Consider the following 23,323-nt stretch of genomic DNA (forward strand, 5'->3'; position numbering starts at 1 on the left):
GGGTACCACATCGCTGCGCGATGTGCAAGCGAACACCCGGGCTGCGCCCGGGTGTTGCGCTCCCGCTCCGCGGGAGCGCTGGCGGGTGGCTGCGCCACCCGCTCACCCTGCCTGCTGCGCAGGCAGGGTGACGCTGCGTTTGCTGCGCTCCCGCAGCGGCGAGGCGTTGCCTCGCTCCCCAGGCTTTCGCTTCGCTCCAACCTGGGGCCGGCGGGTCCGCTGCGCTCCCCCGCCTCAACGGCCCTTCCGGCTGCGCCTCCAGAATCTTGGGCCCGCTGACGCGGGCCTGGCTGGCTACGAGGGGTGGGGGTCGCTCGTTCGTGTGGGTTCCGGTATAGCGTGTGCATCAGCTAGATGCAGCATGTAACGTTGGCGGAAAGATGGGACACTCCTCAACCATTCGGGAACGCTCCATAATTCCGAGAGGAACGGCCGTCGATGACCGGTCACCACGAATCTACCGGACCAGATCCCGTGCTGAGCAGCGATTCTCTGCGCAGGGTGACGCAGTATCAGACGGCGGGCACCAACGCCCGGTTGAGGGGGTTCGCCCTCCTCCAGGCCCAGGGCGTGCCCGCGAGCGAGGCGGACGGCCTGGTGGCCGCGCTGGAGGCCGGTGCGGTCGCCGGGGCTCGGAGCGAGGTGGTCGAACTGGACGGGATGGCGCCGGCCTCTCGGGGCCCGGTGTTCGAGGACGGCTGGGATGACGGCGTGACGGCGGTGAGCGAGGCCCTGGTGGGCATCGCGGACCGGGACTGGGTGCGGCGCGGCGGCCGGTCAGCCGGGGCCGCTGAGCTGGCCGTACATATCGCGGACGTGCGGCAGCGTGAACGGGCCGACCTGGTGCGGCTGGAGGCGTTCGTCCGCAAGACCGTGCTGCCGCGCACGCACCCGAACACTACGCAGCGGCGCCGGGTGCTGGAGGCACTGGGCGAGGCCGGCGGTCTGTGCACGGCGCGGACGGTGGAGATGTCCAGCGGTGACGTCATCCACTGCACCCGCGAGTCCGGGCACTACGACCCGGACGACCTGCCGGGGTTCAAGCATGGGAAGTCGGACGGGACGCCCGGCGGCTGGCACCTCACGGGCGGGTCGATCTGGAGTGACGCCGGTGCGGCCTGCTATCCGCACGCGGCCGTCTGAAAACCACAGGAATTAGGAATCGGGGAGGCAAGGAAATGTCAGCGATTCAGCTCAAGGAACACCAGGTCGACCAGAAGTCAGCGTTTCGTAAGTGGGTGGGATTCCCTGCAAGGTCATCCGTGCCCCCACAGGGTGCCCGAGGCACGATCGTGTCCGCGACCGGCTCGGGCAAGACGATCACGGCCGCCGCGAGCGCGCTGGAGTCGTTCGCGGACGGCCGGATCCTCGTGACCGTGCCGACCCTGGACCTGCTCGCGCAGACCGCCCAGGCGTGGCGCCTGGTCGGCCACCGGGCCCCGATGGTCGCGGTGTGCTCGCTGGAGAAGGACGCGGTCCTGAACGAGCTCGGGGTGCGCACCACCACCAACCCGATCCAGCTCGCCCTGTGGGCCGGGCACGGGCCGGTCGTCGTGTTCGCCACCTACGCCTCGCTGGTGGACCGCGAGGACATCGACGCACCCGTGAGCCAGCGCAAGGTTCGCGGGCCGCTGGAGACCGCTCTGGCGGGCGGGGAGCGACTGTACGGCCAGCGCATGGCGGGCTTCGACCTCGCGATCGTGGATGAGGCACATGGAACCGCTGGTGATCTTGGTCGGCCGTGGGCGGCGATCCACGACAACGCCCGCATCCCGGCGGACTTCCGGCTCTACCTGACCGCGACCCCGCGCATCCTGGCAGCGGCCCGGCCGCAGAGGGGCGCGGACGGCCAGGAGGCGGAGATCGCGACCATGGCCGACGACCCGGAGGGCACGTACGGCGCGTGGCTCGCCGAACTCGGGCTCTCGGAGGCGATCGAGCGCGAGATCCTCGCCGGGTTCGAGATCGACGTGCTGGAGATCCGCGACCCCTCGCCCGTCCTTGGGGAATCTGAGGAGGCCCGGCGGGGCCGGCGCCTGGCCCTGTTGCAGACCGCGCTCTTGGAGCACGCGGCGGCGTACAACCTGCGTACGGTCATGACGTTCCACCAGAAGGTGGAGGAGGCAGCCGCGTTCGCGGAGAAGCTGCCCCAGACCGCTGCCGCGCTGTACGTGAATGACGCCTCCGACGACGACCTGGCGGCCGCGGGCCGGCTGCCGAAGTCGTCGATCAACGCGGAGTTCTACGAACTCGAGGCCGGCCGCCACGTACCCCCGGACCGGGTCTGGTCGGCATGGCTGTGCGGCGACCACCTCGTAGCCGAGCGGCGCGAGGCCCTGCGCCAGTTCGCAGGCGGCATCGACGCCAACAACCGCCGGGTCCACCGGGCGTTCCTCGCGAGCGTTCGCGTCCTCGGGGAAGGCGTCGACATCACCGGCGCGCGGGGAGTCGAGGCGATCTGCTTCGCCGACACCCGCGGCTCCCAGGTCGAGATCGTGCAGAACATCGGCCGGGCGCTGCGCCTCAACCGCGACGGCAGCACCAAGGTGGCCAGGATCATCGTGCCGGTCTTCCTGAAGCCGGGCGAGGACCCGACCGACATGGTCGCCAGCGCCTCGTTCCGCCCTCTTGTAACGGTCCTCCAGGGCCTACGCTCGCACGATGAGCGCCTGGTAGAGCAGCTCGCTTCCCGCGCGCTCACCAGCGGGAAGCGCAAGGTCCACGTCAAGCGGGACGACGACGGGCGGATCGTCGGGGCCGGCGGCGAAGGCGAGGGGGACAGCGGGGACCAGGAGGAGCAGGCCGACACGCAGGCCGCCGCCGAGGCCGCCCTGCTGCACTTCTCCAGCCCGCGCGACGCCGCCACGATCGCGGCGTTCCTCCGTACGCGGGTCTACCGGCCCGAGTCGCTGGTGTGGCTGGAGGGCTACCAGGCCCTGCTCCGGTGGCGGAAGGAGAACGAGATCACCGGCCTGCACGCCCTCCCGTACGACGTGGAGACCGAAGTCGGTGTCACCAAGGACTTCCCGCTGGGCAGGTGGGTGCACCAGCAGAGGAAAGCGCTGCGGGCCGGAGAGCTGGAGGACCGGCGCAAGACCCTGCTCGACTTGCCAGAGGCCGGGATGGTCTGGGAACCCGGCGAGGAAGCCTGGGAGAACAAACTCGCCGCCCTCCGGTCCTACCACCGGGCCACCGGACACCTCGCACCCCGCCAGGACGCCGTATGGGGCGAGGGCGAGGGCGAGGCCATGGTGTCCATCGGGCAGCACCTCGCCAACCTCCGCCGCAAAGGCCAGAAGAACGGCCTGGGCAAAGACCCGGAACGGGCCGCCGTACGCGCGCAGCAGCTGACCGCGATCGACCCGGACTGGAACTGCCTCTGGCCGCTCGACTGGCAACGCCACCACCGCATCCTCGCCGACCTCCTCGACGCCGACGGCGTACTGCCCCACATCAAGCCCGGCGTGCTGATGGACCGCGACGACATCGGCAAATGGCTCCAGCAGCAGAAACAGCCCGGCACCTGGGCACAGCTCTCCACCGGGCAACAGGAGCGGCTGACCCGGCTGGGCATCAACGCCCCCGCGGCCCCCACTCCCGACCCGGCGGCAGTCGGTGCAGCGAAAGGGTCCGGAAAGGCGCAACAGGCGTTCCAACGGGGTCTGGCAGCCCTCACCCAATGGGTGGAACGGGAAAGCGCCCACCGGCCTGTACCCCGCGGCCACAGCGAAGAGATCATGGTTGACAGCGAGAGCCAGGCCGAGCCGGTGACCGTGAAACTCGGCGTATGGATCTCCAACACCAAAACCCGGCGCGACAAACTCACCCCCGAGCAGCTCGACGCACTACGGAAACTCGGCATCGACTGGGCATAGAGGTCACGTCCAGGCGGTAGTTGAACCAGCCGGTCAAGCGAAGTACAGGAAGGCCCCGGGGACGTCATGGCTGATCCTCCGGGGTCTCGCGCCGCTGACCGTCGGTGGGGCCGGCCGCCCCATCGGCGGTCAGCGGCAGGGATCCGCAGGTGCGCGGGGGCCCCGCACCGTGCCCGGTCCGGGCACGGTGCGGGCACGGTGCGGGCACGGTGCGGGCACGGTGCGGGCACGGTGCGGGCACGGTGCGGGCACGGTGCGGGCACGGTGCGGGCACGGTGCGGGCACGGTGCGGGCACGGTGCGGGGCGTGTTGTACAGCTCGCTCAGGGTTCGCGGCCCGGGCGGAAGGTGGCGCGGGTCAGCAGATGCGGATGTTGTTGGAACCCGCGACGCCGTCGGCACCCGGGGTTGACGCCTGCTACGCCCCGTGCACTGTTCAGCAGGGGAGAGTGGCGTGTCCGGCAGCGCCGGTGGAACCGGTGATGCCGTCCGCGGTCAGCGTGGCGGCGGTGCCATCGCCGCCACGCTGACCGGGACACACCGGGCTTGCCGCGCCGCCAGCGCCACCGGTGCCGCCCTTGTGGGTGCCGCCGGCCGTGGAGGCACCGCCCTGGCCACCCTGGCCGCCGGTGATGCCGGTACCGGCATCACCTACGCCGCCCACACCGCCCTTGCCGCCGGTGCCGCCCTGGTTGGCAGCACCCCCCGCGCCGCCCGCGCCGCCGTCGCCGTTGGCCCCGCCCGCGCCGCCCGCACCACCGGCTCCGCCGGTGCTTCCGATGCCGTCGCCGTTGCCACCGCCGCCACCGATACCACCGTTGCCGTTCGCACCGGCCGCTCCACCGGTGCCGCCCAGGCCGCCGAGGCCGCCGTTGCTCCCCACGCCGTTGGCGCCGTTACCACCGGGGACGCCAAGGGCGCCCAAGCTGATGGAGGTCCGGGAACTGCCCGGCTCGGGGTGGGCCGCCGCGGAAGCCAGGGTGGGGGCGGCGAGGCCGGCCACGGCGATCGCGCTGATCAGAAAGGTCCGGGCAAGAGCGTTGGTGCGCAGGATGCGCATGAGGTACGCCTTTCGGTTTGTGCGCTCGGAGATACTCCCCGACCGGCACACCCATCAACGTAGGCGGCGATGGCCCCACCCGCGCAGCACCAGATGATTAAATGTCTAGAAATAGAGAGATTCAATGAATTCTGGCTGTAATTGCCCGCTCCGAGAAGGTCGCCGCCTGGCCGACTAACGACCTCGGGGGCAATAGAGCGTGGATCGGCGAGCGGCGTCATGCGGCTTCGCATCCAAGGCGGAGGAGGGAGGCGACGCAGAGCGTCGTCGGCCGACGACAACGCCGGAGGCGGAGTCGCATGACGCCGGGAGCCCGCGCACTATTGCCCCCGAGGTCGTAAGCACGCTCCGCTACGGCCAAGCGGTAGCCAGCTCGAATCTGCCCCCTGCTCTGCAAGGGGGGCTGCCGGGGGATCTCGACCGATGCCTCGTCGTGCGGCCTCATCTGCGACCTAGGAAAAGCGGAAACTTGCCCAGAGCCGTGCCGGTTCGCCGAACGTGCGCAGGATGTTCGTCTTTTGAGTCCTCGTCATATGGCCGAATCTCATTCGGCCTGCGTGAGAGTGCGGAAGGGGTGCGCGTGTGGTCGGCTCTGGTGGGGCCGACCGTGGCCTGCCGTATGACAAGTAGCCATCGCCTGCCGCGTGGTGGTGGGCCCGCTCAACGAGGCATCGATCCGGCTCTGATTCTGCCCGGTGTTGGCGCGTCCCTTATGTGTGAGGAGTTCCCTGCATGAAGCTTCGTCGTTCAGTCGCTACGTCCATGATCGCTTCGGTCCTGGTAGTCAGCGGCGGGTTGTTGACCGCGCCGCCGGCCGCCGCCGACCCCGTTCCCCCCGATGCCGCAGCCTGCGTGGGCCTGCTCCAGGACGCGGCCACCAAGGCCGCAGCCCTCGCGGCCGCCAACGTCGCTGCGGCGGCCAGCATGGCCGCCGCCCTGGTCATCGCTGCCAACCCCGCCGCCGCCCAAGCCACGGCAGCGGAAGCCCTCAAGGCACAGAAGACGGCAAACGCTGCGGCTGCCGACGCCCTCAAAACCGCAGCCGCCGCAGCCGGCTGCGTAGTGCCCGCTCCTGTCCCGCCGCTCCCCACACCCTGACGCCCCCCCAGGAGCACGACGCCGCGCAGCACGCGACGCTCCGTATGAGAATTGGCCCCGCCGCGTGCGCTCGGACGCGCTGCGGGGCCGCTCCCGGCACTCATACGTTCCCGCAGCTGGCAACCGATTACTTTGCCGCGGATGCCAGCCCGGGTACACCCCCGCCACTGAGAGCCGGTGAACCGGCTCTCAGTGGGGGGGGTCAGGGTGCGGCCAGCACGTCCCGAGAGGTCACCAGGTGACCTTGCGGCGCGATGGGGTGGGGCGCCTGGTGGGGCAAGGTCACGGTGTTCCGTTGGCTCCGTTCGCGCAGGGGCTGCCGGCACCGAAGGTTCCGCCGGTGCCGCCGGTCCCTCCTTGGAAGAGCACGCCCCCGGTAGCGTTGCCGCCGGCGCCGCCGATACCGCAGGTGCCATCAGCGCTCGCACCCGACTTCACACCACCGTTGCCGCCGATGCCCCCGTTACCGCCCGAGTTGGCCATACCTCCGGAGCTCACACCACCGGCCCCCCCGATGCCCGCGGCACCACCCGGGTAAGCGCCACCGGAGCTGCCGTTGCCGCCGTTTCCGGCGTTACCGCCCTTGCCGCCGTTTCCGGAGGCGTTGATGCCGCCGGCGCCGCCGTTGCCGCCGGTGCCGCCGCCGTGGCCGATGCCGCCTTTGCCGGCGTTGCCGCCCGCACCGCCGGTGGATCCACCGACGCCACCCAGGCCCCCCTTGCCGCCGGCTCCGGCGCTGGCACCGGAGTTGCCTCCGGGACCACCGGTGCCGCCCGCAGCGACCTGGGTGCCCGCACCACCAGCACCGCCCGCACCGCCCGCACCGTTGAGGCCGCCGGTAGCACCGGTGCCACCGCTACCGCCCGCCGCACCGTTGGGGCCACCGTTACCACCGACAGCACCCGCTCCACCGGAGCCGCCGCCCAGCCCGAGCCCGCCGTTGCCGCCCGCACCCCCGACCCCGCCCAGCACACCGTTACCGCCCGGACCGCCCGCACCGCCGGCGCAGTTCCCGGTCCCGGTCGCGGCGCCACCCGCGGTCCCGGGAAACCCGGCAGGGTGGGCAGCGGTGCCGTTGGCACCCGCGACGCCCGCGGTGCCAGCGGTGCAGGCCAGGGCCGAGGCGCCGGCAGGAGCGCCGAGGAAGAGTGCAGCCCCGGCGAAGAGGGTGGGAAGGGCGAGGAGAGCGGTGGTCTGTTTCCTGTTCACAGGGTTCCTCTGGCTCAGGTGAAGCGAGGGTCGATCCGAAGCGCGAAACCAGGTGGCACGGCACCGAGAAAAGAATAATTCTCTCGAACAGCTCTCCGTGCCGCATGCACGGCAGTTCGCCAAGGCAGTCCGTGAAATTCCGCGCAGTTACATGGGACACGCATGTCCCGATATTTGTAATGGTACGAGGAGTGCGATCCTCATCAATATTTGCCCAACAGGGCCCTACATCACCTGCGGTAGAAGAACTCCCTTGAATTTAGGCGTTTAGCCACTATTCACTGATGCGGCTACCAAATATCGACGCGAATTAGCCAGTCCTCGAATTTCTGGAGCGCGTAGGCGCTGAGCTGCAGGTTCTGGCAGGCTGCGGCAGCCGAAGGGCACTTCTGGCCACCCGGCGCCCGGGGCCCGATGAGCGCGCCGGCGCAGCGCCAGGGCAGATGGGCTGCACAGCGGCGGCACACCGCGCCGATTGCTCGCCTTCTCCTTGCTTGAGCCGAGATGGCCGAATGCCGAGATTTTCGACATTTTCGGCCACCCGTGGTCAGCGGAAAATTAACGGCCTCAGTATCTCGTACGAAATCGCGATGGAAATACCGAGTCGGATCATCGGCACCCCACAAGCACCAGCCCACGAACCGTGTTCTGTCGGGCCCCTCCCCCTGTCGACACTGCTGGCGCCGTCACGGCTACTAGCGATGAAGAGGGGGGCACAGCGTGAACACCGAGCAGCCGGGCGCGAACGCGAACGGCCAGGAGCTGGCCCGCATCAGAACCCATCTCTGAGCCTCGAAGTTGATCGCCGTCTACTGGTAGGCCTGGTCCAGCGCCCAAATCGCCCAGACGATCACGACCAGCGGAATCACGACGGCCGCGGTGCCGAGCGCGACACCCGCCCGCGCCCGGAAGCGATCGGCTCCCTCCCAGCTCCGCATCCTGCGCAGAGCGACGATGCCTGAGACGACCGCAGAGATCCCCAAGGGCACGATGGAGCACACGAGAAGAAGGCGGACCCACATCGGGACCGGGGCGGGCAGCAAGGGGCAGACCATCATCGCGACGGCGACAGCACCCAGTACAAGCGACGTCGTGCCCCGCGACTGCTGCCGCGCCGCCACCTGTTCACTCGATCCGGCCATCTGCTCAACGGAACTCATGGTCGGAATGCTAGGCAGCAGGTACCGCGCTCCGCTTGGGCGCGAGTACCTAAGGGCTGTCCCGTAACTGCTGTTCACGGGTGAGATGATCTTGTGGTGGCTGGTGTGATCACGGCGTCGGAGCCGTCCTGGATAGCCCCGTTCACCGGGCTGAGCCCCCGCCTGTTCGGGAAGTTGGTGACGGTTCTGCGGCGAGAGGGCGCGGACACTGTCCGCAGGGGCCGGCCGTGGCGCCTGCCGCTGGAGGACCGGGCACTGCTGGTCGCGGCCTACTGGCGCACGAACCTGACCATGCGCCAACTGGCCCCGCTGTTCGGGGTTTCCAAGTCCGCGGCGGGCCGGATCATCGATCACCTCGGACCGATGCTGGCCCTCCAGCCCCGCAAGCGGTTCGCGAAGGACACCGTGCTGATCGTGGACGGCACCCTGGTGCCCACCCGCGATCACACCGTCGCCGAGCAGTCGAAGAACTACCGGTACTCCACCAACCACCAAGTCGTCATCGACGCCGACACCCGCCTCGTGGTGGTCGGCCGGCCTCTGCCCGGCAACCGCAACGACTGCAAGGCGTGGGAAGAGTCCGGCGCGAAGGCCGCTGTCGGCACGACCATGACCATCGCCGACGGTGGCTATCCGGGCACCGGGCTCGTGATGCCCCACCGGCGCCACAAGGGCGAGGAGCTGCCCGACTGGAAGCAGGCTCACAACAAGTCCCACAAGCAGGTCCGCGCCCGCGTCGAGCACGTCTTCGCCCGCATGAAGACCTGGAAGATCCTCCGCGACTGCCGCCTCAAAGGCGACGGCGCCCACCACGCCATTCGGCATCGCACGGATGCACAACCTCGCCCTCGCCGAATAACCCACCCACCGCACAGCAGCCCACCATGCCCGAGGCCACTCAGAGATCATTTACGGGACAACCCTTAGACACTCCCTCAACCCTCGAAGGGCTTCGGGCACATCAGGATGGTTGGGCGAGGGGAACGGTGACTTCAAGAACACTGTCCTGGTCCCCGCAGGTGAGGCTCCACGTGATGGTCACCGAACGAGCATCGTGCGAGGGCCCCGGTTGCAGTGAGAACGACCCCTCCGTGGCTGTGCCGTCAGTGTTCACGCCGTACGCGCCGCCGCCGTCGTCGTATTCGTTCCCCAGGTCATCGACGGCTTCGGCGCTCAGGAAGATGGAAGGGCCCGCGACGCCCAGCGTGTCGTCGGGTTCGTCCTGCCACTGCTCAGGCAGCGGGGGCGTGATCCGGTATGCCAGCTCGATGGAGTCCGTCGTCGCGCTGAACTCCAGGAAGGTCAGCGCGTGGCGCCCTCCAAAGATGGAGAACTTTTCATTCATTGGTCGCGCGCTCATCAGTTTCCCGATCTCCCGAAACCTCACCCGGCGACGCCGCACGTGGCACCGCCGGGTGAACTGTCTTCTCCACTGCAAACTCCGGTGCGGCGTTAGATCAGCTGCTGCCCTTGGCGGGGACCTTACAGGTGATGTATCGGGTGGCGCCGCTGCGGGGGTTGGATCCCTTGATCAACCAGGAGAACGTGACTTTGTTTCCCGTGGCAATGACACCACGGTAACTGCTTCCGACACGCTGGTACTTGTTCATGGAGCCGTGAAAGTTGTAGGTACTGAGCTTCCTGTGCAACTGGTAAGGCGGGTTGATCGCCTTGTCGTTCACGTAGGCGTACGGCATGGATACCGCAGCGACAGAGCCGAGAGCCGCACGAGCGCGCGCCGTCAGCTTGAAGCCCCAGCGGAGCGTGCCGCTCGGTGTCCGGTCATAGTCCACATTGGAGACGGCGTGCTTCCACACGCCCGTGCATTTCTTGTCCGCCGGGGTCCTGACATGAAGCACGGCGGATCGCGTGGCGACCCGCTTCACTGTGTCGGCCGTGCTCTCCCCTACGGGGATCGAAATGAATTCACCGGTGTTGGCGCTCTCAGCCGCATGAGCCGGAGTGGACAACCCGCCAACCAGAACAGCGAGGCTCAGTGCGGAACAGGCCGCGAGATAAGGACGCGCTGGCCGTTGCCTGCTGACCACGTATGGCCCTCCATTCATCTGCACAAGGACGATTGAGTGTTGAGGCGCCGTCAGCGCCACAACACACCCTGCTGCACCCGGGACGATCGGTCCAGGATGAACCCGTTGGAATCCCGTTAAGAACCCATCTCTTAACCTCTGGTGATCTCGTACCAGCGCCTCGTTGGGAGGCATGGTGCACACCGGGCCCTCCAGGCGGTGGAGTCTCAGCGGTACGGCAGAGGGCTTTACGGAGAGCTTTCGGGCGCTTCACACGCCGTGGCAGCACGCCTTTCGGCATTGGCCGACGGGCGGGTGAGCTGAGGGAGCGGCGCAAGATCCTGCTGGACGCGACGGAGGCCGGGAGGCTCTGGGAGCCGGGCGAGGAGGCGCGGGAGAACAAGCTCGCCGCGCTCCGTCAGGACGCGGTATGGGGCGAGGGCGAGGCGATGGTGCCGGTCGGGCAGCACATGGCCAACCTCCGCCGGAAGGGCCAGAAGAACGGCCTGGGCAAGGACCTGGAGCGGGCCGCCGTACGCGCGGCGCAGCTGACCGCGATCGACACGGACTGGGACTGCCCGTAGCCGCTGGACTGGCAGCGCCACTACCGCGTCCTCGCGGTCCTGGCCAACGCCGACGGCTGGGTAGAGCGGGAAGGCGCCGACCGACCGGTGCCGCGCGGTCACGGCGAGCCGATCGCGGTCGACGGCGAGCTGGAGCCGGTTACCGTGAAGCTGGGTGTGTGGGTCTCGGACACCAAGTCGAGGCGCGACAAGCTCGCCCAGGAGCAGTTGGACGACCTGCGAGAGCTCGGCATGGACTGGGCGTGACACAGGATGCGGTTGGTCGTTGAACCTGGCGGTCAAGTGAAGTGCACCAAGACCCCGGGATGTCAGGCTGATTCCTGGGGTCTCGTGCTGTCTCGCCACGCGGGCGAGGGAGTCAGTGAAGGCTGGGCGCAGGAGGCACACCAAGGCGAGGCGGGCCAACTTGACCGGCCTGCGGCGGGCCGCTCTCGCGGAGTGGGGAATGGAGTGGGCATGGGGCGTTGGGCGGGGAACGGTCCTGTCAGGCGTCAGCCTTGCGGCAGGAGGTGGGGGGCGGGCCGCGCAGTTCTTCGTTGATGCGCATGGCTTCACCGAGCTGGTCCTCGAGGATGACGATGCGGCAGGCCGCTTCGACCGAGACGCCCTGGTCGACGAGCTCACGGACCCGGGCCGCGATCTTCAGCTGATAGCGGGAGTAGCGGCGGTGTCCGCCCTGCGAGCGCAGTGGGGTGATGACGCGGGCATCGCCGATGGCGCGGAGGAAGCCGGGTGTGGTGCCGAGCATTTCGGCGGCCCGGCCCATCGTGTAGGCGGGGTAGTCGTCGTCATCGAGACGGCCGAGCGAATCGTCTGCTGTCATCGCACCTCTCTGTGGAACACGTGGAGGGGCCCCGGTGCCGTATGGCACCCGGGGCCCCGAAGGAACTGCTACACCACCTGCCGGCCCTGGAACTGCGCCGGCCTTCTGTGTCCGCACGACCGTCCGGGAGAGGACGGGGAATGCGGGGATCGCGGTTGCTTGACCGGAGACCACCTCACTATCGATGTCCTGCGGTACCCGGGCCCACATCGTTCACCCGGGCGATCCTGATGGCGCTCAACTCCTCCGTTTCTTCCCTCTTGATCAATTACCGGACTGCCTACTGCTGGCACTGCGCTTGTACTACTGGTGATGCGAACCACCGGTGACCTGATGAAGCATCACCCTCCGGCAGCCAGCCCCGTCGCCCGTCCTGCATCCGCTCTGGCTTAGAACCCCACTGCCGAACCTCCCGGTACGCGCGCCGCAGTCTGACGCCTTTTACCGAGGGACCACTGGTACTGCCGACTGCACTTGCGTACTGCTCACGGCGGCCCCTGAAAACTGCGGTCCGCCCGGTCCGGTTGTCAGTCCCGTCGCCGTCCTGCAACCGCTCTGGCTTCGGAACTCCACCACCGCACCGACCTGCACTTACATGTACTGCTTCCCGACAGTTCATCCCTGCCGGACCTGCTCGATCTCTTGGCTACGGGGAAAACAATAACCACAGCAACGCCCGGATGTCTACTTCCGCCGTGACAGGTTTCCTATGAAGGCTGACAGTGAAGTCCTGTCGTCCACATCGCTTGGAAACTGCACCGGAGCACACCCTCCGGGGTGTGAGGGCCGTCGGATCGGGCAGGTGGGCTGTCACGGCACAAGCGGCACAACCGATCACAGGTGGGGTGTACGCGCATGAACAGCACGACGATCACCATCACCTCGACACCCCCCGTACCGACCGTGGCAATGCCGTTGCTTTTGTGGAGTCTGGCCAGTTGAACCGGTGTGCTGATGTCCCGTCTGGAGCGTTTGGGGCTGGGAGAGTTGACCCGGTCGTGCCCGCCAGAGCTGGTGGACCGTGTGGTGGGTGAGGCGGGGCGCTCGGAGAAGCGTCGGCGTCTGTTGTCCGCCCGGTTCACGGTGTACTTCGTGCTGGCGATGTGCTTGTTCCCGCAGGCTGACTACCTGGAGGTCCTCCGGCTGGTGAAGACCGGCGACAAGGGGCTGCGGTCCTGGTCCGGGGTGAACAAGTCGTCGCTGACCAGGGCCCGGCAGCGGCTCGGCTGGCCGGTAATGCGGGAACTGTTTCGGTCCGTGGCCCGGCCGCTCGGCACCGACGGCGAGCTGTTCCGAGGGCTGCGTGTGCTGGCCCTGGACGGGATGCTGCTGGCCGTGCCCGACTCCGCGGGCAATAACGACGCCTTCGGCAAGTCCGGCTCCCAGCGCAGCCCGATGGGCTATCCGCAGGCCCGAGTCGTCGCGGTGGCCGAGTGTTCCTCTCACGCCGTTCTGGACGCCGTGATCGGCGGGTTCAAGGATTCTGAACGCATCGTCTCCGACGCTCTGGATGCCCATACCGGGACCGGCACGCTGTTGCTGGCCGACCGTGGATTGTGGGGTCTGGCCCGTTGGCACCGGCTCCGTGACCAGGGCACGCAGCTGCTGTGGCGGATCGAGCGGCGCAAGGCCCGCCGGGTCCAGGACGTCCTGCCCGACGGTAGCTATCTCGCCCGGATCGAGGCGAACAAGCACAGCAAGGCGGCCGGAACCCTCAAGGCGCCGCCGGCGCTGGTCCGGGTGATCGAGTACCGCGTCAACGGGCAGGCCGACGTCGTCCGGCTCATCACCAGCCTGACCGACCACGAGAAGTACCCGGCCGACGAACTCGCCGTCCTCTACGCCCGGCGCTGGGAGATCGAGCTCGTCTTCGATGAAATCAAGACTCACCAACGGGGACGGCCAGTCCTCAGGTCACAGACACCGGACGGCGTGCGCCAGGAGATCTACGCGCACCTGATCGTGCACCACGCCACCCGGGATCTGTTGGACGAGGCCGCCCGCCTGCACCGCAGCATCGCCGAGCGGACCTCGTTCACCCGGGCCCTGCACGTCGTCCGCCGCTCGGTGATCACACCGAGCGGCTTTTCCCCCCTCAGCTCGCAAGCGGGACCGCCGCCTCGGACTCTCTGAAATCGGGCGCAGTCTGCTGCCCCGCCGAAGATCCCGTGACTGCCCTCGCAAGGTCCGTTCCTCCATCACCGGCTATGCCAGCAAAGCCCCTGGCGAGCCCTCCAGCAGCCGTCGCCCACCGGTCACCGTGGCCTTGAACAACCGGTGGCACGACCACTAAAAGCAACGGCATTGCCGACCGTGGTCCGGGGCGACAGCCCGGCCGGCATCCACCAGGCCCACCAGGCCCGCCAGGCCGCCCGCGCCTTCACCGACAGCCTCACCCCCGCGCCCGGCCCGGACACGGCGGACACCCTCGTCCTGGTGGTCTCCGAGCTCGTCACCAACGCCCTGCGCCACGGCGGCGGCCACTACACCCTGAAACTGTCCGCCGGCCCCGGCACCGTGACCGCCGCGGTCAGCGACCCGAACCCGGCACACCCACGCGAGCGCACCCCCGACCTGGGCGGCGGCAGCGGCGGCTTCGGCTGGCACATGATCCGCCACCTCACCCACCACCTGACCATCACCCCCGGCCCCGGACAGGGCAAAATCATCCACGCCCAGCTCCCCCGCTGACAGCAACCGGACCCGCGATGCGCAACCACAGACGCCCCAGTCGAAGGACAGCACGGCGAGGAAGAAGCCAGCCCCGCTCGGGTGGCGGGGCTCGATATCTTCGGCGTCGATCCGTTACCCCTTGCTTGTTCCCGCGTTGAAGGGATGCGTAGGCCGCACGTCCTGCGACCGACCTTTCATCTTGCAAGGAGAACTGATGTCGCGAATCGCGAAGGCAGCCGCCGCCGTCGCCGGCACTGTTGCCATCATGGCCGGTGGAGCCGGCATGGCAGCCGCTGACGCCGGAGCCCAGGGCGTTGCCACTCACTCTCCCGGTGTCCTTTCGGGCAACCTCGTCCAGGTGCCCATCCACATCCCGGTCAACATCTGCGGCAACACCGTGAACGTGATCGGCCTGCTCAACCCCGCGTTCGGCAACACCTGCGTGAACAGCTCGAGCCACGAGAACCACCACGGCGGCTACGGCGGCTGATCCACACTCCCCAACGCCGCGGCCTCCCCCTCACGCCCGGGGGAGGCCGCAGTTACGTCCGTGCGCGAACGTGTCCGTGCCGACCGCCGCGGAGAATCTTCCAGGTCTTCATGCGCGCGAAGACATGCTCGACGCGGGCGCGGACCTGCTTGTGGGACTTGTTCTGTGCTTCCTTCCAGTCGGGCCGGTCTTCGCCCTGGCGTCGGCGGTGGGGCATGACGAGCCCGGTGCCGGGATAGCCGCCGCCGGCGATCGTAAGTGTTCTGCCGACGGCGGCTTTGGCGCCGGATTCCTCCCATGCCTTGCAGTCGCTGCGGTTGCCGGCCAAGGGCTGGCCGACCTCGACGACCAGGCGGGTTTCGGCGTCGATGACGACCTGGTGGTTGGTCGAGTACCGGTAGTTCCTGGACTGCTCCGCCACCGCGTGGTCCCGGGTTGGGACCAGGGTGCCGTCCACGATGAGCACAGCGTCCTTGGCCAACCGCTTGCGGGGCTGGAGAGCGAACAACGGGCCGAGGTGATCGATGATGCGGTCCGCTGCCGACTTGGAAACCCCGAACAGCGGCGCAAGCTGGCGCATCGTCAAGTTCGTGCGCCAGTAGGCCGCGACCAGCAGGGCCCGGTCCTCAAGCGGGAGGCTCCACGGCCCACCCTTACGCACCGCATCAGCGCCCTCGCGCCGCAGTACGGTCACCAGCTTGCCGAACAGGCGAGGGCTCAGCCCGGTGAACGGGGCTATCCAGGACGGCTCCGACGCCGTGATCACACCAGACACCGAGAGATCATTTCACTTGTCACCGGGTGTCCCCGTCCCGTACACGGACAGTTCTGGACGCTCTCACCAAACCGTGAGCGACGCTCCTCACCGGCCCCGGTGACCTGAGTCAGTCGAAGAGGGCAACGAGTCCATTCACCCAGATCGCGAGGAACATAAGGACCGCCACCATACAACCGACGCCCGCCAGCACACCGCCGACCGTCCACGGCTCGGAGGGCGCCACGTACTCCCTTTCCAGGCCGTCCCGGTAGGAGGCGAGGTCGTCCCAGTCGACGGGGTGCCCCAACTCCTCGGCGCAGGCGGTCCGCACCGCGATCAGCTGCCCCTCCGCGAAGGCGGTGGCGGCCTTCGCCTCGGGGCCGTGCCAGGCGAGGGCCTTCATCCGCCACCCGGGAGACCCGTACCGCGCCTCAAAGGCGGCCGTCTCCTCGGCGTTCCGGTCCTCTTCGAGGTACATCCAGCGTCCAGCCTCGGCGGCGTCGCCGTAGAGCCGATACACCTCGGCCACCCGTCGGCGGAGCGTCAGGTCGTACGGGAAGGACGAGACGAGACCGCGCAGGCGCTGGCGCGCGATGGGAACCCGGCAGGCGGCCAGGTCTGCATCAACTTGGGCAAGGGTCTCTCTCAGGGGCATGGACGCATGATCGGGTACCGCACTGGTCTACGTCGACCTGGTTTATTGCTCAGCACTCGCTCGCTCTCAGCGGCATCGGCTGAACCTCACTGGGACGGGAAACCGCCAGTTACGGCACAGCTCTTAGACGCTCTTAGACGGTGTCCTACATGGTCAGTTGATCGTAGTGGTGGGTATGGGGAGTGGGCGGTGGGGATGGATTGTTCCGGATGGCTTGTGGGAGATCGCCAGGCCGTTGCTGGCGGCGCCGCGAGTGCGGCCGCAGGGTGGCGGGGTGGCGAACATCGATGATGAGGCGGTCTTTGCCGCAGTCATCTATGTGCTGGTCAGCGGTTGCGCCTGGCGGGCGTTGCCGCCGTGTTTCGGTGCGTCGAAGTCGACGGTGCACCGGCGGTTCGTCATCTGGTCACGGGCCGGTGTGTGGGGTCGGCTGCACCAGAGAGTCCTCCAGCTCCTTGACGAGCGGGGCCTGGTCGAGCTGTCGAGGGCCGAACTCGACTCCGCCCACGTAAGGGCTAAAAAGGGGGCGAACACCCGGCAACTACCTGGCCTTTCTCGGACTCGGCGCAGCACTCTGCTGCTACAAGCGGTACCTCAAACTGACCATGTGGGCCAGCGTCTTAGTTGGACGTTCGTTCGCGAAGCAAGAACAGCAGGCCGCAGCGGGACCCTCCCGTCCTGCCCAGGGATCGCTCCCGCACCCGTGGACAGGACGGGACACGGCGTGCGCCCTGCGGCGCCTCCAGGGGAAGGGCGCAGCAGGGTGTGCACGTCCCTGCTGCCAGGTGCCCACCCTGACCTGAGCACCACCCTGGGCTGATCCTCACCAGCCTGTCATGCACCGCGTGGGTAAGCCTGCTGCTGTCACCAGCTTCCTGCGCGCTCGCCGTATTCCGCGAAACCCTGCGGGCAAGCACATGAAGCTCCCTGGCGGATACGGGTGATCTTGGTCGAGAACTCCTACCAGGGGCTTCTTCATGTCGTGCGGCACCCCAACTGGCCATTCCGCTGGGCGGGCCGCTCTGGTACTGGCGGCAGGCCTCAGGCGCTGCCCACGGTGCGGGGGCGCAGACGGTGGAGCAGGAGGCCGAGCCCGTATGCGAGGGGGTAGGTCATAGCGATCCAGATCAGGTACTGCCCCACCATCCTGTAGCCGAGCATCGGCAGCACGACCCAGGGCAGCGAGGCCACGAGTATTCCCGCCATCCGGTGGTCCCGCCCTCCTTGCGCCGCAACGGCAACGAGGAGCGCCCCCGCCAGCAGGAGCAGTGTCCAGGTCGTCTGCCCGAGCATCAGCGCCGGAGCCACGGCCCTGAGACCAGCCAGCGGAACGACCAAGAGCAGCGTCATCCCGGCCGCCCGCCTGCGGGCCGTGCCCGAATCGGGCGGCAGGTCCGGCGGGCAGCCCAGGATCAGGGCGACGACCAGAGCGACATGCAGCAGTCCCGGCATGACTGCGGCAGCCGGGTTCAGCAGCACGCCCGCCAGTGTCACCACCGCGGCGGCCGTTGCCAGCAGCCGCGCCCACTGCCAACGGCCGAGGACGGCGCCGATGGCCGTCAGCGCCATCAGGGCGGATGCCGCCAGTTCCACCTTCCCGTGGCCGAAGCGCCAGAGAGGGTCGGAGAAGTACACCTCGGTCTGTCCGGCCGTTGCCGCAGAGCGCTTCGGCTTGGCGCCACTCGCGTATTCCGGAACGCCGAAGTGTGGGGCCGTGAGCCGGGCACGGATCTCCGGGCAGCTGGAAGGAGCGCCGCGTGCCGTTGTGCTCACCGGCGGGCGTGGCGGCGGTGTGTGGGCGAGCGGCGGTGCTGCGCGGCGGGCCGTGGGGTGAAAAGGCGTTCTTCGTAACGGCCCAGGGCGAGAATGAGGCCGAGGAAAACAGCAGGAAGCAGGACTGCGAGCGCGACCACGGCGGGGCCTCCCCAAACGGACGTCAGGACGGCGCGCCGGCAGCAGTACCGGCGGCGTCGAGGACATCGGGCAGGGGCAGTGCCAGGGCCACGGCGAGTTCGGCCAGCTCTGACCCCGTGGGATGGACGGGGCCGTGTGCCCCGTCCTGGGCGAATACCCGGATGCGTGGAATACGGATGCCAGTGCGCTCGGCGAGTGCCTGAGCGGTCAGATGACGGCGGCGCCGCATGGTCTGCTGCAGCAACTGCGAAAGGTCAGCCATCTCATTCTCCTGCCCGGCCCACGCACACTCAGACATTCTCGAACAGCTCTGTCCGCTCCGGCGCACTGAAGCTGCCCGAATAGCGGTGGGTGACCGTTCAAGATGCGCGAGCGCCCTGGCGCTGATTCGCTGGCCGGGTCCTCTCCCCACACTTCCAGGAGTGATCATGAGTGTTGCAGGCGAATCCGGCGGGCGTGCCCAGCAGATGCGTGCCAAGGCACAGGAACTGACGGACGCGGCGGAGCGTGCCACCGACCCGCAGGAGCGCAAGCGGCTGACGGACAAGGCCCGCCGTCTGCAGGAGGAGAGCAAGCAGCAGGAGGGCGGCATGGGCGGCCAGGGCATCGACCCCATGTAGCAAACCCGCGCGTACACCGGCTGGTGGCCTCCCGCACCCCGACAGGGCCCAGGAGGCCACCAGCCACGCGCAGGGACCTCGGAACCCACCCTCGCCGCACGCCGCTACGCCCTCACCGGCGACCGCCGCGCCCTGGAAGGCACCCGGCTCTGACCACCTGCACCGCCCACTGGGTGAATACGGCGTCGCAAGCGTGACCCGACCGACGCCAGCTCAGTTACCCCGTGGCGTGCATGAAATCCGCCCCACGGATGCGCGCCCCGTGGGGCCCTGACCCGCCCGGCCAGGGCCCCACCCCGTGTCAGCGGCGGAGGAAGCCGAAGATGCCTACGGGGCGGCGACGGCGACAAGCTGTGGAACCATCCCGGCTGTCTCGCAGACGATCTCAAGCCGCACCGGTTGGCCCGGCCTGCCGGTCCAGCCGGTAGTCCAGCGCCGCCTGGCGCAGCCCGGCCCGGAAATCGTCGGGCCCGTCGTAGGCGACGGGTTCGGCGCGGATCTCGGTGTCGTCGCGCAGGGCCTCCCACGGGATACGGCCTGAGCGGCGGGCCATCCCAAGGAGTTCCACCGCTTGTTTGTAGGTGCGCTCCTCTTTGACCAGGACGCCGTCGGAGATCAGCGAGTACCAGACCTGCCGGATCGTGAGCGGCATCTGAGCCGCGTAGCGCGCGAGGACCCGGTCTACGGCAGCCAGCAGCTCGCACGTGCGGGCGCGGGGCTTCCACTGCGGCTGGTACCCGCGGGGCCGCCGCGCGGCGGGCTGGGGAATCGACGGCGGTCTGGAGATCGGCTTCTCCGTACCCTGGGCCGGGGACCTGCTGATGCGTACGGGAGAGGTGTTCCGTACCCGCTATCCCGCGAGCGCCGTGTACGTCTGCGAGGTGCCTGTCTCCGCCCCGTTCGCGTCGCTGGCGCAACGGCGTGTACGACGTCCAGCTCACCGAATTCCCGTTCGCGGAGCCCGACTTCTTGACCGGGCCCGTCCTGATGTCGGAGTCCCGGATGCTGGTGGTGCCGTCGAACCACCCCCTCGCGCGCCGGGAGTTCCTCTCGTACGAGGACCTGACCCGCATCACCCTGCTCGCCCCGCTCGGCGAAGTCCCGTCCTACTGGCTGGACGCCCACTTCCCGGATCACACCCCGAGCGGCGCGCCCATCCGCCGAGAACAGGCCTTCACCCACTGGCAGGAGGCCCTCGCGCTCGTCGCGAGCGGCAGGGGAGCGGTGATCTCGGCGGCGCAGGGCGCCCAGTACTACGACCGGCCCGGCGTCACCTACGTCCCGTTCGACGACGCGCCCCCGATCGAGTACGGCCTGGTCTGGCGCCGCGCCGGCAACACGGCGAGGGTGGCGGAGTTCACCAGGGCCGCGAGGGAAGTGGCGCTCGCCACGCCCCGGTGAGCGCGGTGCGGGAACCGGAGGGGTGCGGGGGCGCATCTTCACGGGAGTCGTCGGCCGGATAACGGGGGGATGCGGAATGTTCACTGGAAGTGGGGTCTTCGGGCTCGTGCTCGGGACGCTGGGACTGCTCATCGCGGCCTTCGGCATCGGAGCGTTCGTCTTCATGCGGCGGAAGGCCGCGGAGTACCAGCAGACGCTGCGAGCCGGTCTGATGGCGGAAGGCCGGTGCCTGGAGACGCATGTGGTGCACCGCCAGTCGTCGAACGGGTCCGGGAACAGCCAGCGGCGGCTGATCGTGGGCTTCCTGACCTATGACGGGCGTCAGATACGAGCCACAGTCGCCGCGCGGCAGCCTTATGTGGCGGGGGACCTGGTGCCGCTGCGGTATCTGCCGCACCGGCCCGAGCGGCCGGTGGTGGACGAGGCCCCTGTGCGGCTCGGGGTCGCGTCGTGCGTGGTGGGCGGGATGACGGTGATGCTCGTCGGCATGGGGTTGATCTTCGCCCTGATCGGCTTCGTGGGGGTCATCTTCGCGTCGCGCACGTGAGTGGTTAATCGGCTGCCGCTGACGTCGGCCTCTGCTGCACTGACCGGTGACAGCCGAGTGACCGAGGAGATACTGATGCGAACTGCGTTCATGCCCTACACGAAGGTAATTGCTGCCTATTCGGAGGACATGACACGTACTGCGTACGTTGAACTTGGGAATTCTGGCGCATGTCGACGCCGGTAAGACCAGCCTGGCCATCGGCGGGGGTGATCGTCCAAGGTGGGACGATGAGCGGACTCCGACCCGGTGACATCACTGACGAAATGATCCAGGCCATGGACACGGCCAAGCCGCAGGGACTGCAAAAAGACCTGCGCGCTCTCGCCGCCAACATCCGCGCCGACTCGGAAGGCCGGTACGACGGCGCGGAGCCCGGGTGGCAGGCCGGAGTCGAGTGGACGCTGCTGTGGATCGAGAACACCGCCAGCCAGTTGACCGAGGGCCGGTCGTAACACTCCAGGTGGCCTTTCACCGGCCGCGCCCCACGACCGTCCAGAAGACGGCGTGGGGCGCTGCGTTCTCTTGCGAGCCGCTCAGGCTTGCCCGGCCGCCGCGCCCCCCCACAGGGGGCGGGCGAGCCCGGTCCCCTCGCAGTGGAAGCAGCGGCCGCCCCCGGGCGTTGCGTGGGCGCCGATGGTGCCAAGGGCGTGGAGCAGGAGGCGGGTGAGTCCGTCGACGTGGCCGGTGTGCAGCGCCAGTTCGTGCCGCTTGCTGATGCGGACCTCCAGCGCGAAGCCGGAATCGTCGATGTCGTCCGTGGCGATGGCGATGCCGCGTGTCACGGTGTGGATGAGGTCGTGAACGTGGCCCAACGTCTCTGCCCCGGACATCTCCACCCGCGCCGTGAAGAGAGCGTCGTAGGGATGGGTGATCGACAGCAGCGCCTCCGGCGACTCGAACGGAATGAGGCGGCCGACCGGCTCGGGGTGCGCCGCGCGAAGGCGCGTCAGGGCGTGCCACAGGTCTCCCATGTCGCCGAACCCGGGCTGTACGTCTGCGCTCTCCTGCTTGCCGCGCCTCATGGCTTCCCTCCGGTTGATGACGCTCCGGAGAGCTGTCTACGCCAGGGCCGGGGCGCGAGCCGTCGTCCCGGCCACGGCGTCCCGCCCGATGGTGCGGCGACTTCGGAACCCGTCCCGCCGGGCGGTCACCCGTGGGCGCGGGGCCTGGGCAAGCCTCCGTCGGGGGAGGCTTGCCCAGGGTCGCCTTCGGCTTGCCCAGATCAGTTCCGCCAGCGGAGCAGGCTGCGGCGGGGCTTGCCCGGCTTCTGGTCGCGGTCGTCCTCCGGCTCCGGCTGTACGGGAGCCGGCTCCCATTCGGTTGCGGTCTCGGCTTCCTTCCGGGCGATGTCGTCGGCGCGGCACGTCCCGCACACGGACAGGTCGCCAACCTTCCAGGCGTTACCGCTCGCGGTGGTCTCCTTCCAGCGCTGGTCGGTAAACTTCGCCCCGCACCGCTTGCACACCGGACGGTGGGCCTCGCGCTCGGCGGCACGCTGCTGCTTCTCTTGTGCGTCGGCCTGCGCGACCTGGCGGTGGAACAGGGCGTCACCGTCGGGGTTGTCGAGCGCGTCGGCCAGCTTCTGGTCGTCGGCCCTGCCGAGACGGCGCCACACCGCCGCGTCCGCGCCGTGCTCCTGGAGCTGCTCCAGGGTGGTGAAGACGCCGGGCACGGCCTGGCTGTAGTCCCGGGCGGTGATGCGGCGCTGGTACACGTCGTACCGGCGCGGTGCCCAGTACCGGCGTCCGGCCTCCTGAAGCACCTTGACGGTGTTGGCGACCTTGACGTCCGTGGTGTCGGCGAACACGAACGCCAGTGGCGGCGTGCCCTCCCGGCCGGTCTGCGGGTAGTAGCGGCGCCACAGCCGCTGTTCATGGTCGACATGGTCGAAGCCGCCCGCACGAGCCAGGCGCTTGATCCGGTCCTCCGCGTCCGAGGGGAGGAGCCGGAACCAGTCGGCGTACCGGCGCAGCTTGTGCACCAGGTCGTCCGCGTCTTCGGTGCGGCGGTCGATCTCCAGCAGCATCACCGGCACCCCGGCCGCCGGCGCCCGCATCACCAGATCGGCCCGCTGGACGTAGCCGCCTGCGAGCCGGTGGGCGACCTCGGTCTGGAATCCGAGCCCGTGCCCGAAGCCCGCCTGGTGGCGTTCGGCGGCCGTCGAGGTGACCGCCGCGGCGTGGTCGCTGTAGCCGCCTCCCAGCAGCTCCCCCGTCACCGGGTCGTACTCCTCCTTGCGCAGCACCGAGACGCGTATCCCCTCCGGCTCCAGCAGCTGCTTCGCCTCTCGGTGTCCTCGATCGGTGAGCACCCATACCTGCCGCTGGTCTTCCCGGACCGACTCGATCCGCACCAGGCGGTGATCCTCCAGATCCAGCAGGTTGTCCCGCGTCAGCTTGTCGTGCCGGTTGTCGGGGCGAGTCAGCGG

General features: G+C 68.9%; 23 protein-coding genes and 4 pseudogenes. 13 read left to right on the top strand and 14 right to left on the bottom strand.

The genetic code is table 11. From position 1 onward, the window contains the following. Nucleotides 1-501: 501 nt before the first annotated feature. Both QMK30_RS28885 and QMK30_RS28890 read left to right on the top strand, forming a co-directional pair. Entirely contained in the window at nt 502-1,143 is a 642-nt protein-coding gene (locus QMK30_RS28885) for a hypothetical protein (protein WP_283521281.1), read from the top strand. A gap of 35 nt (nt 1,144-1,178) precedes the next feature. Next, entirely contained in the window at nt 1,179-3,875 is a 2,697-nt protein-coding gene (locus QMK30_RS28890) for a DEAD/DEAH box helicase (RefSeq protein WP_283521282.1), read from the top strand. Between the two features lie 435 nt (nt 3,876-4,310). Here QMK30_RS28890 and QMK30_RS28895 read toward each other — a convergent pair whose 3' ends face one another. After that, complete coding sequence (locus QMK30_RS28895) at nt 4,311-4,934, bottom strand: hypothetical protein (RefSeq protein ID WP_283521283.1); 624 nt, start codon at nt 4,932-4,934, stop codon at nt 4,311-4,313. A gap of 732 nt (nt 4,935-5,666) precedes the next feature. On the opposite strand from QMK30_RS28895, the gene QMK30_RS28900 reads away from it, so the two are divergent. Beyond that, the gene (locus QMK30_RS28900; RefSeq protein ID WP_283521284.1) at nt 5,667-6,032 is read left to right on the top strand and encodes a hypothetical protein; all 366 of its coding nucleotides are present in this window, start codon (nt 5,667-5,669) and stop codon (nt 6,030-6,032) included. 282 nt (nt 6,033-6,314) lie between these two features. On the opposite strand, the gene QMK30_RS28905 is transcribed toward QMK30_RS28900, so the two are convergent. Then, the gene (locus tag QMK30_RS28905; protein WP_283521285.1) at nt 6,315-7,241 is read right to left on the bottom strand and encodes a hypothetical protein; all 927 of its coding nucleotides are present in this window, start codon (nt 7,239-7,241) and stop codon (nt 6,315-6,317) included. Between the two features lie 809 nt (nt 7,242-8,050). After that, a complete protein-coding gene (locus QMK30_RS28910) occupies nt 8,051-8,401 on the bottom strand; it encodes a hypothetical protein (RefSeq protein ID WP_283521286.1) in 351 nt (116 codons plus the stop codon). A gap of 96 nt (nt 8,402-8,497) precedes the next feature. Between QMK30_RS28910 and QMK30_RS28915 the strand changes: the two are divergent. After that, nucleotides 8,498-9,260 (top strand): annotated as a pseudogene (locus QMK30_RS28915) (transposase). A 102-nt stretch (nt 9,261-9,362) separates the two neighbouring features. Here QMK30_RS28915 and QMK30_RS28920 read toward each other — a convergent pair. Next, a complete protein-coding gene (locus QMK30_RS28920; RefSeq protein WP_283521287.1) occupies nt 9,363-9,746 on the bottom strand; it encodes a hypothetical protein in 384 nt (127 codons plus the stop codon). A gap of 112 nt (nt 9,747-9,858) precedes the next feature. After that, the gene (locus QMK30_RS28925) at nt 9,859-10,449 is read right to left on the bottom strand and encodes a hypothetical protein (protein WP_283521288.1); all 591 of its coding nucleotides are present in this window, start codon (nt 10,447-10,449) and stop codon (nt 9,859-9,861) included. 287 nt (nt 10,450-10,736) lie between these two features. On the opposite strand from QMK30_RS28925, the pseudogene QMK30_RS28930 reads away from it, so the two are divergent. Beyond that, nucleotides 10,737-11,258: pseudogene (locus QMK30_RS28930) on the top strand (helicase associated domain-containing protein); the annotation flags it as partial. 238 nt (nt 11,259-11,496) lie between these two features. Here the strand turns inward: QMK30_RS28930 and QMK30_RS28935 are convergent. Then, nucleotides 11,497-11,835 (bottom strand): MerR family transcriptional regulator, encoded by a 339-nt coding sequence (locus QMK30_RS28935; RefSeq protein ID WP_283521289.1) that lies wholly within the window; start codon nt 11,833-11,835, stop codon nt 11,497-11,499. A 954-nt stretch (nt 11,836-12,789) separates the two neighbouring features. Between QMK30_RS28935 and QMK30_RS28940 the strand changes: the two genes are divergently transcribed. The 3 genes from QMK30_RS28940 (at nt 12,790) to QMK30_RS28950 (ending at nt 14,998) form a co-directional block, all read left to right on the top strand. After that, on the top strand, nt 12,790-13,968 hold the full coding sequence (locus QMK30_RS28940) for an IS4 family transposase (RefSeq protein WP_283521290.1): 1,179 nt from the start codon (nt 12,790-12,792) through the stop codon (nt 13,966-13,968). Between the two features lie 180 nt (nt 13,969-14,148). Beyond that, entirely contained in the window at nt 14,149-14,526 is a 378-nt protein-coding gene (locus QMK30_RS28945) for an ATP-binding protein (RefSeq protein ID WP_502963248.1), read from the top strand. A 196-nt stretch (nt 14,527-14,722) separates the two neighbouring features. Continuing rightward, the gene (locus tag QMK30_RS28950) at nt 14,723-14,998 is read left to right on the top strand and encodes a chaplin (protein ID WP_283521292.1); all 276 of its coding nucleotides are present in this window, start codon (nt 14,723-14,725) and stop codon (nt 14,996-14,998) included. Between the two features lie 79 nt (nt 14,999-15,077). Here the strand turns inward: QMK30_RS28950 and QMK30_RS28955 are convergent. Then, nucleotides 15,078-15,773, bottom strand: a pseudogene (locus tag QMK30_RS28955) (transposase family protein); the annotation flags it as partial. A gap of 109 nt (nt 15,774-15,882) precedes the next feature. After that, a complete protein-coding gene (locus QMK30_RS28960) occupies nt 15,883-16,410 on the bottom strand; it encodes a DUF6584 family protein (RefSeq protein WP_283521293.1) in 528 nt (175 codons plus the stop codon). 175 nt (nt 16,411-16,585) lie between these two features. On the opposite strand from QMK30_RS28960, the pseudogene QMK30_RS28965 reads away from it, so the two are divergent. After that, nucleotides 16,586-16,936: pseudogene (locus QMK30_RS28965) on the top strand (transposase); the annotation flags it as partial. A gap of 515 nt (nt 16,937-17,451) precedes the next feature. Here QMK30_RS28965 and QMK30_RS28970 read toward each other — a convergent pair. From QMK30_RS28970 to QMK30_RS28980, 3 genes are read right to left on the bottom strand one after another with little or no spacing between them, the layout of a single operon-like run. Beyond that, entirely contained in the window at nt 17,452-18,183 is a 732-nt protein-coding gene (locus tag QMK30_RS28970; protein WP_283521294.1) for a hypothetical protein, read from the bottom strand. Next, nucleotides 18,180-18,323, bottom strand: a complete 144-nt coding sequence (locus QMK30_RS28975) for a hypothetical protein (protein WP_283521295.1) — start codon at nt 18,321-18,323, stop codon at nt 18,180-18,182. The genes QMK30_RS28970 and QMK30_RS28975 overlap by 4 nt, the downstream gene beginning before the upstream one ends. Nucleotides 18,324-18,346: 23 nt before the next feature. Continuing rightward, nucleotides 18,347-18,586: a helix-turn-helix domain-containing protein gene (locus QMK30_RS28980; RefSeq protein ID WP_283521296.1), complete on the bottom strand. Its 240-nt coding sequence runs from the start codon at nt 18,584-18,586 to the stop codon at nt 18,347-18,349. A 166-nt stretch (nt 18,587-18,752) separates the two neighbouring features. On the opposite strand from QMK30_RS28980, the gene QMK30_RS28985 reads away from it, so the two are divergent. Continuing rightward, nucleotides 18,753-18,944 (top strand): DUF6381 family protein, encoded by a 192-nt coding sequence (locus QMK30_RS28985; RefSeq protein ID WP_283521297.1) that lies wholly within the window; start codon nt 18,753-18,755, stop codon nt 18,942-18,944. Nucleotides 18,945-19,329: 385 nt separating this feature from the next. On the opposite strand, the gene QMK30_RS28990 is transcribed toward QMK30_RS28985, so the two are convergent. Further along, entirely contained in the window at nt 19,330-19,596 is a 267-nt protein-coding gene (locus QMK30_RS28990; protein WP_283521298.1) for a hypothetical protein, read from the bottom strand. A 269-nt stretch (nt 19,597-19,865) separates the two neighbouring features. Between QMK30_RS28990 and QMK30_RS28995 the strand changes: the two genes are divergently transcribed. From QMK30_RS28995 to QMK30_RS29005, 3 genes are all read left to right on the top strand, one after another. Further along, nucleotides 19,866-20,345 (top strand): LysR substrate-binding domain-containing protein, encoded by a 480-nt coding sequence (locus QMK30_RS28995; RefSeq protein ID WP_283521299.1) that lies wholly within the window; start codon nt 19,866-19,868, stop codon nt 20,343-20,345. Between the two features lie 76 nt (nt 20,346-20,421). Continuing rightward, the gene (locus QMK30_RS29000; RefSeq protein WP_283521300.1) at nt 20,422-20,892 is read left to right on the top strand and encodes a DUF3592 domain-containing protein; all 471 of its coding nucleotides are present in this window, start codon (nt 20,422-20,424) and stop codon (nt 20,890-20,892) included. A 230-nt stretch (nt 20,893-21,122) separates the two neighbouring features. After that, entirely contained in the window at nt 21,123-21,347 is a 225-nt protein-coding gene (locus tag QMK30_RS29005) for a hypothetical protein (RefSeq protein WP_283521301.1), read from the top strand. A gap of 81 nt (nt 21,348-21,428) precedes the next feature. Here QMK30_RS29005 and QMK30_RS29010 read toward each other — a convergent pair whose 3' ends face one another. Both QMK30_RS29010 and QMK30_RS29015 read right to left on the bottom strand, forming a co-directional pair. Beyond that, nucleotides 21,429-21,917, bottom strand: coding sequence for a hypothetical protein (locus tag QMK30_RS29010; protein ID WP_283521302.1), 489 nt, complete (start codon nt 21,915-21,917; stop codon nt 21,429-21,431). 200 nt (nt 21,918-22,117) lie between these two features. Beyond that, a complete protein-coding gene (locus QMK30_RS29015) occupies nt 22,118-23,320 on the bottom strand; it encodes a replication-relaxation family protein (RefSeq protein WP_283521341.1) in 1,203 nt (400 codons plus the stop codon). Nucleotides 23,321-23,323: the final 3 nt, after the last annotated feature.

Origin of the sequence: Streptomyces sp. H27-C3 (assembly GCF_030063415.1) — a bacterium.
Lineage (GTDB): Bacteria > Actinomycetota > Actinomycetes > Streptomycetales > Streptomycetaceae > Streptomyces.